Annotated in this window: 15 protein-coding genes and 1 riboswitch; of the genes, 8 read left to right on the top strand and 7 right to left on the bottom strand. The window is 43.0% G+C overall.

What is annotated here, in order from left to right:
• The first annotated feature begins 175 nt into the window (after window positions 1–175).
• A riboswitch (purine riboswitch) is annotated at window positions 176–275 on the top strand.
• A 55-nt stretch (window positions 276–330) separates the two neighbouring features.
• Entirely contained in the window at window positions 331–1,497 is a 1,167-nt protein-coding gene (gene pbuE / locus NYE20_RS03285; RefSeq protein WP_003234105.1) for a purine transporter PbuE, read from the top strand.
• 15 nt (window positions 1,498–1,512) lie between these two features.
• Here pbuE and NYE20_RS03280 read toward each other — a convergent pair whose 3' ends face one another.
• Together NYE20_RS03280 and NYE20_RS03275 are read right to left on the bottom strand one after the other, a co-directional pair.
• The gene (locus NYE20_RS03280; RefSeq protein ID WP_077671242.1) at window positions 1,513–2,139 is read right to left on the bottom strand and encodes a YdhK family protein; all 627 of its coding nucleotides are present in this window, start codon (window positions 2,137–2,139) and stop codon (window positions 1,513–1,515) included.
• A 133-nt stretch (window positions 2,140–2,272) separates the two neighbouring features.
• Window positions 2,273–3,250, bottom strand: coding sequence for an HD domain-containing protein (locus NYE20_RS03275; protein WP_161621388.1), 978 nt, complete (start codon window positions 3,248–3,250; stop codon window positions 2,273–2,275).
• An 82-nt stretch (window positions 3,251–3,332) separates the two neighbouring features.
• On the opposite strand from NYE20_RS03275, the gene NYE20_RS03270 reads away from it, so the two are divergent.
• Both NYE20_RS03270 and NYE20_RS03265 read left to right on the top strand, forming a co-directional pair.
• Complete coding sequence (locus NYE20_RS03270; RefSeq protein WP_161621387.1) at window positions 3,333–3,815, top strand: GNAT family N-acetyltransferase; 483 nt, start codon at window positions 3,333–3,335, stop codon at window positions 3,813–3,815.
• A 17-nt stretch (window positions 3,816–3,832) separates the two neighbouring features.
• Window positions 3,833–4,330: a YdhH/YoaO family protein gene (locus NYE20_RS03265; protein WP_161621386.1), complete on the top strand. Its 498-nt coding sequence runs from the start codon at window positions 3,833–3,835 to the stop codon at window positions 4,328–4,330.
• A gap of 75 nt (window positions 4,331–4,405) precedes the next feature.
• On the opposite strand, the gene fra is transcribed toward NYE20_RS03265, so the two are convergent.
• The gene (gene fra / locus NYE20_RS03260; protein WP_072173543.1) at window positions 4,406–4,777 is read right to left on the bottom strand and encodes an iron chaperone frataxin; all 372 of its coding nucleotides are present in this window, start codon (window positions 4,775–4,777) and stop codon (window positions 4,406–4,408) included.
• Between the two features lie 356 nt (window positions 4,778–5,133).
• Between fra and phoB the strand changes: the two genes are divergently transcribed.
• Together phoB and NYE20_RS03250 are read left to right on the top strand one after the other, a co-directional pair.
• Window positions 5,134–6,522, top strand: a complete 1,389-nt coding sequence (phoB, locus tag NYE20_RS03255; protein WP_017695992.1) for an alkaline phosphatase PhoB — start codon at window positions 5,134–5,136, stop codon at window positions 6,520–6,522.
• A 65-nt stretch (window positions 6,523–6,587) separates the two neighbouring features.
• Window positions 6,588–7,298, top strand: a complete 711-nt coding sequence (locus NYE20_RS03250; RefSeq protein WP_024571332.1) for a membrane lipoprotein lipid attachment site-containing protein — start codon at window positions 6,588–6,590, stop codon at window positions 7,296–7,298.
• A 38-nt stretch (window positions 7,299–7,336) separates the two neighbouring features.
• Here NYE20_RS03250 and NYE20_RS03245 read toward each other — a convergent pair whose 3' ends face one another.
• The 3 genes from NYE20_RS03245 to NYE20_RS03235 form a co-directional block, all read right to left on the bottom strand.
• Window positions 7,337–8,524: a glycosyltransferase gene (locus tag NYE20_RS03245; protein WP_003234124.1), complete on the bottom strand. Its 1,188-nt coding sequence runs from the start codon at window positions 8,522–8,524 to the stop codon at window positions 7,337–7,339.
• A gap of 160 nt (window positions 8,525–8,684) precedes the next feature.
• Entirely contained in the window at window positions 8,685–9,947 is a 1,263-nt protein-coding gene (locus NYE20_RS03240) for a glycoside hydrolase family 18 protein (RefSeq protein WP_064672000.1), read from the bottom strand.
• A gap of 126 nt (window positions 9,948–10,073) precedes the next feature.
• The gene (locus NYE20_RS03235; RefSeq protein ID WP_021481633.1) at window positions 10,074–10,748 is read right to left on the bottom strand and encodes a GntR family transcriptional regulator; all 675 of its coding nucleotides are present in this window, start codon (window positions 10,746–10,748) and stop codon (window positions 10,074–10,076) included.
• 248 nt (window positions 10,749–10,996) lie between these two features.
• Here NYE20_RS03235 and NYE20_RS03230 point away from each other — a divergent pair, with 248 nt between their 5' ends.
• Complete coding sequence (locus NYE20_RS03230; protein ID WP_015252701.1) at window positions 10,997–11,734, top strand: sulfite exporter TauE/SafE family protein; 738 nt, start codon at window positions 10,997–10,999, stop codon at window positions 11,732–11,734.
• A gap of 35 nt (window positions 11,735–11,769) precedes the next feature.
• Here NYE20_RS03230 and NYE20_RS03225 read toward each other — a convergent pair whose 3' ends face one another.
• A complete protein-coding gene (locus tag NYE20_RS03225; protein WP_015382899.1) occupies window positions 11,770–12,978 on the bottom strand; it encodes a Bcr/CflA family efflux MFS transporter in 1,209 nt (402 codons plus the stop codon).
• Window positions 12,979–13,288: 310 nt separating this feature from the next.
• On the opposite strand from NYE20_RS03225, the gene NYE20_RS03220 reads away from it, so the two are divergent.
• Together NYE20_RS03220 and NYE20_RS03215 are read left to right on the top strand one after the other, a co-directional pair.
• Window positions 13,289–13,783, top strand: coding sequence for a MarR family transcriptional regulator (locus tag NYE20_RS03220; protein ID WP_015252703.1), 495 nt, complete (start codon window positions 13,289–13,291; stop codon window positions 13,781–13,783).
• A 15-nt stretch (window positions 13,784–13,798) separates the two neighbouring features.
• Window positions 13,799–14,428: a nitroreductase family protein gene (locus NYE20_RS03215; protein ID WP_003234135.1), complete on the top strand. Its 630-nt coding sequence runs from the start codon at window positions 13,799–13,801 to the stop codon at window positions 14,426–14,428.
• Window positions 14,429–14,447 lie beyond the last annotated feature (19 nt).

The following is a 14,447-nucleotide window of genomic DNA, read 5'->3' as shown; positions in this document are numbered from 1 at the left end:
TGCTATCCCCCCTTGAGATTAAAACGCTTACATGGATTATTATAGTCATTTATTTTTAAATGTCTATACTTTTATAAAATAAATATAATCATACACTTGTCCGGTTCATCACTTTGTAAATTTTTCTATGGAAGATTCATTCATAATGTGGTACACTCATCAACGGAAACGAATCAATTAAATAGCTATTATCACTTGTATAACCTCAATAATATGGTTTGAGGGTGTCTACCAGGAACCGTAAAATCCTGATTACAAAATTTGTTTATGACATTTTTTGTAATCAGGATTTTTTTTATTTATCAAAACATTTAAGTAAAGGAGTTTGTTATGAATTTCAAAGTTTTCCTGCTTGCAGCTTCTACGATTGCAGTCGGATTGGTTGAGTTAATTGTGGGGGGGATTCTTCCTCAGATCGCAAATGATTTAGACATTTCCATTGTTTCAGCCGGACAGCTGATCAGTGTGTTTGCGCTGGGATATGCAGTATCTGGGCCGCTGCTTTTGGCATTGACTGCGAAGATTGAGCGGAAGCGCTTATATCTAATTGCTTTATTTGTTTTCTTCCTTAGCAATCTTGTCGCCTATTTCAGCCCTAATTTCGCCACATTGATGGTATCTAGGGTATTGGCAGCAATGAGTACAGGGCTGATTGTTGTGCTTTCTTTAACAATTGCCCCGAAAATTGTAGCGCCTGAATACAGAGCCCGCGCAATCGGAATTATTTTTATGGGTTTCAGCTCTGCTATCGCATTAGGCGTGCCGCTCGGAATCTTAATCAGCGATTCCTTCGGGTGGCGGATTTTGTTCCTTGGCATCGGCCTGTTGGCGCTGATCTCCATGCTGATTATTTCAATTTTCTTTGAAAGAATACCGGCGGAGAAAATGATTCCTTTCCGGGAACAGCTCAAGACGATCGGTAATCTGAAAATCGCGAGTTCACACCTCGTCACGATGTTTACATTAGCTGGCCACTACACGCTTTACGCTTACTTTGCACCGTTTTTAGAAGAGACTCTTCACCTGAGCTCTTTCTGGGTCAGCATTTGTTATTTCCTTTTCGGGATATCTGCTGTATGCGGAGGCCCTTTCGGAGGAGCGCTATCTGACCGGCTTGGTTCCTTTAAGAGCATTTTGCTGGTGACGGGTTCCTTTGCCATCATTATGTTCTTACTGCCGCTGTCTACATCGTCTATGATTTTCTTTTTGCCTGTCATGGTGATTTGGGGTCTTCTGAGCTGGAGCCTCGCCCCGGCTCAGCAAAGCTATTTAATTGAAATTGCACCTGATTCGTCTGACATTCAGCAAAGCTTTAACACGTCGGCCCTCCAAGTCGGAATTGCCCTTGGCTCAGCCATTGGCGGTGTTGTTTTGGATCAGACGGGTACTGTAGTGTCAACAGCATGGTGCGGCGGGTCAATTGTGATCATCGCTGTCCTGTTTGCTTTCATTTCTTTAACAAGACCTGTTCAAACAGCAAAAAAATCCTCCTTGTAAAAGGAGGATTTTTTATTATTTAGCTGAAAGCTCATCTTCTGTGACCCATTTGTGGTTTTTCACTTTTTCGCCGCTCGTTGTCGATGTATAGTCAACCATGTATACAGTTGTTTTTTCCGCGGAATCGATCTCGGCTGTTGCTCCTTTCATGCCTTTCATATGAGAAGCCTCTAAAATCACCTGATCTCCGGGCTGTAACGTTTTATCTCCAGCATCTTTGATTTCTTCTTGGATCACCCATTTGTGATGATCCACACGCTGTCCCCCATTAGTCGGAGTATAAGAAACAACATACGCCGTTGTATCATAGGCGCCTGTTACCGTAGCTTCGGCACCTTTCATGCCTTTCATATGGGAAGTATTGATGGTTACCTGGCTGCCTACTTTGTATTTCGGATTTTTAGATTCCTGTAATCCCTCTGGAACGTCAGCTGATCCAGAATGGTCCATCTCTTCATGTGTTGAGGAGTCTGAATGATTGTCATGTGTGCTTTGTTTCGTACTGTTGTTATTGCCGCATGCTGATAAAACTAAAACAAGAGATAACATCAGAATTCCCAGTGCATTTTTAGAGATTTTCATGTTCATTCTCCTTTGCTTCATTTTTTTCCTGTAACTTTTGCCCGCAGATAATGAAAACATGCCCTCTCGATAATACTATACCCCCGAATGGTATGTAAATACGCTGATATTCTCATAAAGCGTTCCCGCAGTTTGTCCTATTCCCCTTTGTTTGCAAAGCCAAACATGAAAAAAAGCCGCTGTCAGGCGGCAATTACTGATTTAAGATTTTTATATACACACCTTTTTTTGCTTTTTGATAAGCAGCCTCACCCATTTTCCTCACCTTTTCAGAAGCATCTGAGGATTTGATCCATTCGCCATCAAGAAAAATGGATGGATCGATTAGGCGCATTTTCTTCTTTTGATGGAAATCGTACTGGATGTCATCCTCTATTACTTGTATGCCGGGATGAATGGATGTAAGCAAGCTCAGGACTTCTTCATTTTTTGATGCACGCATGATGTTCAGTACCTCTTGGTCCGTTTTCAGGAGATCCTCTGCGGATATGACATCATGCCGCAGCGCTGCCTTCAATGCTCGCGCTAAATATTCATATCCATATACATTCACGGGATTCAAAAAGAAATCAATCACTTCCTTATAGTACACATTGACAAACCATTCGGCGGCTTCAATACTATTAGGAAACATCCTTCCGTTTCTCACAATAAGATGATCCAAAAAGGTTTGCGCTTCGTGCAGGTTAATGTGTCCATATCGGTACATATCACGCAGCGTATAGTCTGTCCGATCAGCACACAGCTCCGGTGCGGGCTGTTCGAGCAATGTCCACCTTGAATCGTCAGATAAAAATTCTTCAGTATGATAGCCGTATTTTTTTAGAATGTCCGGGATTTCAGAGTGAACAATGACTTGTTGAAAGATGTTTTCATGATAGTCTTCTGCTTGATTTTCAAAGACAATATCGACCACATGAGAAAAAGCTGTGTGTGATACGTCGTGGAGCAGACCCGCAATCTGTTCTTCAATCGTTCCTCCGAGCTTTTTGATGAGGAGCATTACGCCGATGGAGTGCTCATACCTGGTCACATTCCACTTTCGATTGACTAAAAAGCTTGCTCCGCCTTGATAGATTCCTTTTAATCTTTGCACAGGAGCGCTTTTGATAAGCTCTTCCAGCACTCCGTCTATATGGTGCTGCCCGTAAATGACATCGCTGATTTCCATGCCGTCACCTCAACATCTATTTTTTTTGTTATATATTGTTTATATTGATAGTACATATGCAATCTTTCAATAGAGGAGTGTTATGATGATCATCATCCCAAACAATGAGATAGCGAAACATATGTTGACCGATTTTTTTGCCAAGCATTGGGGTACACCCGAGATGGCGATTTCCAGCGGCATTTTTCGGTGTGATGAATTAGATGGATTTGCCGCAGTAAATGAAAGCGGCGAAATCATTGGCTGTATTACATACTTGATAGATGGGAAAGATTGTGAAATTATTTCATTAGATAGTATGATTGAAAATAAAGGAATCGGCACAGCTTTACTTCAGCAGGTTGAAGAGACGGCTAAACATGCACATTGTCAACGAATAAAGCTTATCACAACGAATGATAATGTACATGCGATGGCGTTTTATCAAAAGAGAGGCTATCAATTCGCCGAAGTGTTTCCGAACGCAGTTGAAAAAGCGCGCCGACTCAAGCCAGAGATTCCCGAGGTGGCTGAAAACGGCATTTTGATTCGGGATGAAATTCTATTTTCGAAGGTAATTGATTAAACGAATAGGAGTCTTTTATGTCCAGTCATTATAAATACCCTCTCATTTTCACGGCATTCCTATTAATCGCTTTCTGCTTGATCTTTTTTTCCTATCACCTGATTCATCATGTTCGTTTGGAGTATCCGAATTGGCAGGGAGAAAGCAAAGATCAGAATTGGGAAGCTGTTTTCACAAAAAATGAAGATGCACCGAATGAATACAGCGGCAAACTTTATTGGATCGGTGATACAATTGAAATAGACAACACTTATTTGGAATCCCTGATTGTAAAAAAGGATGATGAAATTCTGCTGAGTTCTGACACGGAAATCCCGATGCATGATTATGCTGGAGGCACTTTTTCTGATGGAAGCGCAAAAGAAAAGTCCGTTTCTTTTTTAGAGCGGTTAGATGAACATGAGCTTGAAGGCCATGATATTACGATTGAAGTGAAATGGAAACAAGGTAATCATTATTCTGCGAGCCAGCTTACGCTCAATGAAAAGACCTTGTTTGAAGAAAAGCAGCAATAGATGATCAAAACGAAAAATAGACAAATGAAAAGGTGTAACATATTTTATACAGCTCATATGTTATGCCTTTTTCCTTCATTTTCGCCAAAAAGTGGAGCAGTCTGCCTTATCCCGAATATTAAACTCAATCATTTTCTCAAGTAGCGTGTAATCAACTGGATCGTTCCAAGGGATACGTATCAGCTGCTCGGTGTAGTCATATCCTGCCTTCACAATATCATCCTCTACGTGCGCTATCGTTACTTTTTCAGGAGCGACAGCTAAATGCTTTTTAGAAACACTAAAGCCAATAATAAATGTACCGTGATCCGTAAACATCGGTTGGTTCCATTTTATTTCTGTATGTAAATTTGGATATTTATTTTTTATCCAAGTTAACACCTCTTCCGTTCTTTCTCGGTGGAACGGGTCATCAATCCCCGCTAAATACTCAGAAAAAACGTCCATGTTGTTCCCTCCTAAAATAAAATGATGCCACTCCATATGAACTGCTCAGACATGTGCTTACACAATACCTCTTCCAACATAATACTTAATTGTTCAAGATGTAAGCGGGTTGCTTCTATGCGACTATAGCAGATTTCAGTCCGCCTATCCACGGCCAGTATCTATTCCTCCAATTTATTTCTTTAGTACTATCACTCTTTCCTTCTAAAACTTCTCATAAAAGAATAACCATTATTTAAGGGTGCCAGTTCATTTCTTGTAAATCCAATCTTTAAAATCCATTAATACTAGCTTAACAGTTTAAAAATATAATTGGGTTGTCATTGAGATTTATCTATTTTTAGGAGGTTATCCAGTTGAAAAAATTCCCGAAGAAATTACTGCCTATTGCGGTTTTATCATCAATTGCGTTCAGCAGCTTAGCCAGCGGCAGTGTGCCTGAAGCCAGCGCCCAGGAAAAGAAAAAGGGGAACCACGACGAAATTAAGAATGTTATTGTTCTGATTGGTGATGGTATGGGTGTGTCTTATACGTCTGCTTATCGATACTTAAAGGATAATAAAAAGACAAAAGTTGTGGAGCCTACGGCTTTTGATCAGTATCTTGTCGGCCAGCAAACAACTTACCCCGATGATCCTGAACAAAATGTAACGGATTCTGCAGCGGCGGCAACGGCTATGTCTGCGGGAATTAAAACATACAATAATGCCATAGCGGTGGATAACGACGGATCAGAAGCCAAAACGGTGCTTGAAGCTGCGAAAGAAAAAGGAAAAGCAACAGGACTTGTGGCCACTTCAGAAATTACACACGCCACTCCGGCCTCTTTCGGTTCCCACGACCACAGCCGAAAAAATATGAACTCAATTGCGGATGATTATTTTGATGAGATGGTCAACGGCAAGCACAAAATTGATGTCCTTCTAGGCGGAGGAAAGAGCAATTTTGACCGTAAGGACCGTAATTTGATCAAGGAATTCAAAAAAGCGGGATACAGCTATGTGGATAACCGCAAGGACATGCTGAAAAACAAAGACAGCCAAGTTCTCGGCCTATTCGCTGACGGCGGCCTGCCTAAAAAGATTGACCGGACGAAGGATGTTCCATCACTTAAAGACATGACAAACACAGCCATAAAAAAATTAAACAAGGATAAAGACGGATTCTTCCTCATGGTGGAAGGCAGCCAAATTGACTGGGCGGGCCATGACAATGATATCGTCGGCGCCATGAGCGAGATGGAAGACTTCGAACAAGCTTATAAGGCGGCTATTGATTTCGCTAAAAAAGACAAGCACACATTGGTTGTCGCAACGGCTGACCACTCAACCGGCGGATATTCCATCGGTGCGGACGGCATCTACAATTGGTTCAGTGAACCCATTAAAGCCGCAAAGCGCACACCAGACTTTATGGCAGAAAAGATCGCTGACGGCGCGGATGTTGAAAAAACGTTGAAAACATATATCGATCAAAAAAAATTGGCTTTAACAAAAGCCGAAATTCAATCTGTTGAAGAAGCGGCAAAATCGAAGGAAGTACTGGATATCGATAACGCAATCGAGAACATCTTTAACAAACGCTCTCACACTGGATGGACCACAGGCGGACATACCGGTGAAGATGTGCCCGTCTATGCATACGGTCCGTCTAGTGAGACATTTGCCGGCCAAATCGACAATACAGAAATCGCCAAAAATGTCTTCAAGGCTTTACAATACAACATTAAGATTAACGATAAGTAAAAGAATACAAGGTGTCCCGTTGCTTGTATGAAGTAACGGGATCTCTTTTTAATGGAGGAATCATCATGAGAAGAATTCTTTCAATTTTCGTTTTTGCTATCATGCTTGCGGGCTGCTCATCAAACGCCAGTACTGAAAAACAGCATGCAGGCGGGGAGAAAACAGTAAAAGCTGAGCCGCAAAGCACTTCATCCCAGAAGGACAGCACAGATGATTATCAGCCTAATTCCCAGGTAACTGATGACCGGTCACTGCTTAAGGTCGGCCAAACGTTTTCAGATGATAAAGGAAAAGCTGTCTTAAAAGATATCAAACAAGTGAACAAAACCTATAAGATTGGCGACGTGGAGTTAACAGTAAAAGAAATGAAGCTGATCCACTTGCGCCCGGACTACAGCATGATTGATTACTTTCATGAGTTAACACACGATGAAGAGTTTGATTTCGTTAAGGTTTTCGTTGATATCAAGAACACCTCTTCAAAAAAAGTAAATGTTGCGCCGATTGCATTGATGAAAACAAATACGGGCGAAACCTTTGATTGGAACAAAGATATTTATCTTGAAGAGTTAAACGGCGAATTGGAAGGCGGCGCCGAAAAGTCCGGAAATCTCGGCTTTATTGTGAACGCATCAAGCGGCCATGCTCATGATAAGGCCGCGGATGCTGAGAAGAAAACAAAAAAGATCAAGTGGATCGAAATCACGACAAGTGACGTCTTTGACCATAACCATAAGAAAATCAGCGATGCTCAAAAAATCAAAATCAAGTTTTAAATCAAGAACTCCCGTACAAGGTACGGGAGTTCTTTTTCTTATTTGTTTTTTTGGCGAATTAACTCATCAATCCGCTCCATCACTTCTTCCATGTCCATACATTCTTTGAAGCTTTGATTGATTTTTTTAATGCCTGCCGTATACTGATCGTTGCGCAAAACCTCATCTACGGCCTGTTTTAATATTTGGGCATTGACTTCATCTTTAGAGATGACATAGCCTGCATGGAGTTCAGAGAGACGCTGCGCCACCATCGGCTGATCCTTGTCATGAGGCATGACAACCAGTGGCACGCTGAAATGAATGCCTTCGTTTACGCTGTTCATTCCGCCGTGTGTAATGAAAACATCCGATTGCTCCAGCACTTCCAGCTGAGGGACATACGGAGCAATGATAAAGTTTTCCGGCGCCTGCTTTAATTTGGTCAGATCCGCTTTTTCTCCGGCAGCGATGACGACTTTTCCGTTAAAGCCTGAAAATGCATCAATACAAAGGTTGAAGAAATCCTCTGTATGATCCAGTACAGTCCCCATTGAAATATAAATGACCTTCTCATCTTTTAGCTGTTCAATCGGGAAATCTGTTTTTTCCGCTCTCTTTGGAAAGCTCGGCCCGATAAATAGACATTCATCCCCGAAACGATCACTTTCTGGCTGAAAATAACGGCTTGTATACACTACATTCAATTCCCCTTTATTGTTCATGAATTGAACCAGGTTTTTCGGGGCAACACCGTACGTTTCTTTCATTTTTGCCAAAAGATCTTCGCACTCTTGATCCAATTCAAGCGGCGCTCCAGACTCCGGATGCAGCGGCAGGATTTTCAGGTGCTCCTCGCCAAACAAGAAAGACGCCGATGAAGAGACTCCTGGAATATCTAAGTAATCCCTTACCAATTCCCCCGCGCCGAATTTATCATAATAAACAAAATCAAATTGAATGCTCTTAGATAAGTCTTTGACAATCTGTAAAATGTCCAATGACGTTTTGATATGGATTTTCACGAAATCAAGAATGCCATTGGGCGAACCGACATGAATAGGTGTCGTTCGCAGCAGATCCCGGTGAAGATGGACCGTTGCTCCCGCTGCTTCTAATCGTTTTTTATATTTTTCAGTGGATATATAATGGACATCATATCCCTTATCGGAAAACGCTTTCGTAATGCCTAAAGTAGGATTCACATGGCCTTCCGCAGGAAAATTCAAAATCAATACTGTCTTCATGTAGACAACTCCCTCTCAAATCGTATTCTGACTCTTTGTTTGATCAGACTACTACTAATCGTAAAATGGGAACACAACCCATGCAAGGTACAAATGAATGAACTATTCTGCTGCTCTGGACTTAATCAAAAAAAAGACACCCCAGCTCTGGTGTCTTTTTTTACACTTTTCTGATCGTAAAAAATTTCCGCAGAAGCCATGGGCCCGGCGTAAAGCCCAGCGTTAACTGCCAAGCGCCAATAGCCTGCAATCTGTATTCACGGACGATCTGCATCTTCCGGCTCATGCTTCTGACATCCTCAAACCATACCTCATGCGTCCGCCCCTGCTGATCACTGTACCGGAAAAACGGTGATTGATATTCGGCTGAATATTGTATCGGAGCTTGGTACCTCATCGCTCTTTCGATTGCGTTTTGATTTGAAATCGCTGAAGCAACTGTGCCCGGCTGGTACGGTATGATCCAGTCGTACCCGTAGAGCGGGACTCCGATAATGATTTTTCTGCTCGGCACCTGCGCAATCGTAAACTCAATGGTTCTCCTTATTTCAGTAATCGGCGCTACAGGACCCGGCTCACTTCCGGCATGATGCCAATCATAAGCCATGATAAACATATAATTGACAACCGCTCCTATCCCCCCGTAATCGTAGCCCCTCAGCCATGGGATATTATCACTTGTTTTTGCAGGAACAGCTATCGTCAGCACATACCCTCCCGCCTGAAGTCGATCTCTCAGCTGGCGTAAAAATCCAGTGAAAAGATCGCGATCCGCGGCGCTCACCTGCTCAAAATCGATTGTGACACCGCCATATCCCCTTGTGGAAACTAAGTCATAAATGTTGTTGACCAGATTGGTTCTCGCTGTCGGATTGTTTAGCACTTGGTGAACAATCTCCGTACTGAAGCCTCCTGATGTAAGGTTCGTTATTGTTGCCAGCGGCGTGACTCGTCTTTGCCAAGTTGTCTCAATAGCGGCCGCATCATTCAATTGGTTTGCAATGTCGCCGTTCGGTGCAATATGGTATTCGAAAATTGAAATCGAAGACGAGTATGGCGCATAATCATTGATTAATTCTCGATCGAGGTCTGGGTTTCGGAGCACATAAAAACTTAACGTTCCCGCAATGTAATTTGAGATCGAAGGAATCGTTATTTTTGCTCCCGCTTGTAAAGCATTTGGGTTGATGCCCGGATTGGCGGCTCGCAGTCGCTCTAATGGCACAAACGCTTTGGCTGCAATGGCGGTAAGCGTATCTCCAGGCTGGACTGTATATACATAAAGAGGGATAAGCAGAGCCTGCCCCGGCACGATATTCGTTTCATCTAAACCATTCACACCCCGTATTTGATCAACAGAAGCACCGTATCTTCTGCCTATCGAAAACAAAGAATCACCAGGCCCGACGATATGGATAAACATGTTTAACCCCCATTATTCGTTAGTCAAACCATCATAAAATCTTATTAACGGGGCCTCTTAGATATGTGGTGAATACATAAAAAAATACCAAGGGTTCTGCTCCCCCTTGGTACCGGATCATAGAAATCAATTCTCTTTACCTTCTTCAAGCACATGCTTCAAATGCTCACAGTCATGATTGAAATGAGCCAGCACATGTTGTTTGGCTGCTTCTTTGTTTTTCTTTTTCACTTCTTCAAATATCCTGCGGTGCTCACTCAGTATCGTTTCTGCACGGTGGTCGCCGGTATAATTAAGGATTCTGCAAAAATGAATCAGGTCATTTACATGCTCAAGCAAATTTTTCAAATGTCTGTTATGGCTGAAATCAACCAGCAGCTCATGAAATTTTTGGTTTAAACGAATGATTTCCGTATCTTCCGTGCCGTTGTGAATGGCTTTCTCTGTTTCTTCAAGCTGTTTTTCGAGTATGGTCAGCTCTTCTTCGTCCGCTTCGTCTATGACTAATTCGACTGCCAGCTGCTCCAGCGGAATTCTGATTTTATAAATCTCATCTACATCTTTTGCCGTTAACGACGTGATCGAAAACCCATTTCGGTCATCTGCTTTTAACAAACCATCTTTCTCAAGCAATCGCATGGCTTCCCTTATCGGAGAGCGGCTGACGCCAAAGCTTTTCGCCAGCTGTGTTTCGTTTATCCGTTCCCCAGGCTTAAAAGTCCCGTTGAAGATCATTTTTTTTAGCTGGTTATAAAATTGCAGGTAGTAGGGAGTCGGCTTATCTAATTTAAAATCGTCCATATATAATACCTCTTTTGAATATATTCAAGGGCTTTTCTTCATCAAAATCATATAACAGATGGTAATGGGAAGCAACAAACTGCCTTGTCAGATCCCAGAATTTGAGGTACGATATGTTTGCTGAACGACGGTCGACGGACTACTGGCAACTGAAAAAACGGCGTGTTTTTCTTCGTCAATAGGACACCATACCTCCGCCAGAATAGCGCACGATTACATTTTTACATCTTTTCAATGGAGGAAAAAATATGCTCATTATTCTTGTTATGTTTCTTCTAGGAATTATTTTAGGCTTTATTGGCGCCGGTGGAGCCGGCTTTGTCATTGCCCTTTTAACGCTTCTTTTCCATATCCCGATTCATACGGCTTTAGGCACTTCGCTTGCCGGCATGGCTTTTACAAGCTTATCAGGGGCATATAGCCACTATCGCGAGGGCAACATTCAAATGAAAATCGGCTTAATAGTCGGAGGCTTTGCTGCGGTTGGCTCATTTTTCGGCGCCAAGCTGACATCTTTTATTCCGGCTGATTTGCTTCATTATTTGACGGCTGGAATGTTATTTTTATCAGCAATTCTCATTTTAATCAGATTATTTATTTTAAAAGAGAAGGCTCAAGTGAATCAAAGCACTCTTTCAACGTATACGAGAGCGGTCATCTTAGGAATTGTAGCCGGCGTTCTTTCCGGCACATTCGGCATTGGGTCGGCACCTTTTATTCAAATTGGTTTAATGATTATGCTGAATCTGTCCATTCGCCATTCTGTCGGAACGACGATGCTTGTGATCATCCCTCTGGCTGTAGGTGGAGGGATCGGATATATCACAGAAGGTTTTGTTGATTACGTTTTGCTTGTCAAAGTTCTGGTCGGGACAATGTGCGGTGCCTATGTAGGCGCGAAATTCACCAACCTCATGCCAAAGGTGGTTTTGAAATCAGCCATCTTTTTGACTCCGGCGATTGCAGGCCTGCTGTTGTTATTCTAAATAAAACAAAAAACCTGACGTCATGTCAGGTTTTTTTATGAATTCTGCCCTACTCGTTCTTTCGTTAATCCAAAAAACGCCAGTGAGCCGATGACAGCTGTCACAAACATGATGGCTCCCATCGGAACGGCTGTTGTCTCATTAATGCCTACAAGCGGTGACACGATTGAACCAAGGAGCAGCGGGAGCATCCCAAGCAGCGCACTTGCACTTCCGGCGCGGTGCCCCTGCTTTTCCATGGCTAGGGTAAACGTGCTGGTCAGAACCATGCCGATCGTAATCATGTAAATGAAAATGGATATGACTAATGTAGCAAGAGGACCGTGAATCATGGTCATGGTTAATAGCACAGCCGTCGCAATCACAGCCGTAATGACCGCTATACGAAGCAGGCTTTTTTCATGAATGATTCCGCCAAAGCGTCCGATGATAAAGCTGCCCGATATAATCGCCAGCCCGTTAATGCCAAAAAGAATACTAAATACCTGCGGAGACACCCCGTAGATATCCTGGTATACAAAAGGCGTACCAGACACATATGCAAAGCTTCCCCCGTGAATAAATCCGACAGTTAACGCGTACCCCATAAAGGATCGATCCTTCAGCAGGCTGCCCATCGTTTTGACGGATGTTCCGATTGAGCTTGGAATCCGTTTTTCCGGCGGAAGCGTTTCTTTTAACCTCAATGCAATCAGAAGAACTAGTAAAAATCCGATGATCATTAAGACGTGAAAAATTGTATGCCACGTTGCGAACGGCAAAAGCAAAATGGCACCGCCTGTCATAGGCGCAACCATTGGCGCCACCGCGGTAATGACCATTAACAGCGAGAAAAATTTAGAAAGCTCTCTTCCGGTAAACACATCGCGGACGATTGCGCGAGACAGCACAAGCCCTGCAGAAGCAGTGAAGCCCTGTAAAAAACGCGCAGCCACTAAAGTTGTTATATTGGGCGACAGTGCACAAAACAGAGAAGATAACGCAAATAAAAAAATACAGATTAATAGCGGTTTTCGTCTTCCCTGCGCATCGCTGACCGGCCCGACAATCAGCTGGCCGATCGTAAGCCCGACCAGACAGGCTGTTAAACTTAACTGAACAAGTGAAGCACTTGCTGATAAATCTTCCGCGATTTCAGGAAAACTTGGCAAATACATATCTATATTAAGCGGGCCCAATATAGCAAGCATGCCGAGCAGAAACGCTAGTGCCAAGCGTTCTTTTCCAGTTGGATTGTGCAGCATGTTATCAAACCTTCCCTTCAACCTAGTCCCTTATATAATGGATGTCAGCTCCAACTATGGATTGAAGCTGTGAAACATTTGTATATTGTATCATAACTTTCAGCCTGTGAAAGCCGCTTGAGCATGGGCTCGGCAAAGTGATATTCCGAACACCTATAAATGGGAATGATGCAGGGAATCATCGTGACCAGCATCATCTGAAGAAGCGGCCAGCTTTTTATCTAAGTTCTAGCCTAGCGAATTTTATGCGCTGGGAGGTTTTTCTAGAGTGCAAATGGCTTGCAAGATGAAATCAATCGTTGTATATTAATTGACGTGTCAATCATTGATATATCAATTAATAGTTTTGACAGGAAAGAAGGGATGGGTTTTGGCGTCATTTTGTTCAGAGGAAGCCGAGATTTTATATCAGCTGCAAGGCGTGAACAAGGTGATTGGCGTGAAGTTCGAGGCATGCACGGGCATCAGCCAATCTCGTTTGGAATTGCTGACATTGCTTTATCATGCAGATGAGATCAGTCAAAGCGACCTTCAAAAGAAAGTAAATATCGATAGCGCAGCCGTTACCAGACACCTGAAACAGCTGGAAGCCAAAGGCATGGTATCAAGGCGGCGCAAGCCTGAGGACAACCGCATCACCCTTGTTCGGTTAACAGACCAAGGAAGAGAGCGAATTGAGTCTTCTAAGAAGGAAAAGGAGCGTTTCATGAAGGAAATGCTCGCAAATGTAAGCGCAGAAGAACGCCGCCTGCTCATTGATGTGCTGGCGCGCATGCGAAACAATATAAATAATATCGAAGCTTAAGAGGAGTGTATCAACATGATCAAAACAAACGATTTTATGGAAATTATGAAAGGCCGCCGTTCGATTCGCAACTATGATCCGGCAGTAAAAATCAGCAAAGAAGAAATGACAGAGATCTTAGAGGAAGCAACTACTGCCCCATCTTCTGTTAACGCGCAGCCATGGCGTTTTCTTGTCATTGACAGCCCGGAAGGAAAAGAAAAGCTCGCACCGCTTGCAAGCTTTAACCAAACACAGGTCACAACATCATCTGCTGTCATCGCTGTATTTGCAGACATGAACAATGCAGACTACTTAGAAGAAATCTATTCAAAAGCCGTGGAACTTGGTTACATGCCGCAGGAGGTCAAAGACAGGCAAATCGCTGCGCTGACCGCACATTTTGAAAAGCTTCCGGCACAGGTCAACCGTGAAACGATCCTGATTGATGGAGGTCTTGTTTCCATGCAGCTGATGCTGACTGCACGCGCGCATGGCTACGATACAAACCCGATCGGCGGATACGATAAAGAAAACATCGCGGAAACCTTCGGATTAGATAAAGAACGTTATGTACCGGTTATGCTACTTTCTATCGGAAAAGCAGCAGACGAAGGCTATGCTTCCTACCGTCTGCCGATTGATACAATTGCAGAATGGAAATAAAACAAAGAGCCCGGGAATG

This window comes from Bacillus sp. FSL R5-0416 (genome assembly GCF_037975425.1).
Classification (GTDB): Bacteria; Bacillota; Bacilli; order Bacillales; family Bacillaceae; genus Bacillus; species Bacillus subtilis.
Note: the sequence above shows the minus strand (reverse complement) of the source record. Positions and strands in the feature narration are given on the sequence as shown.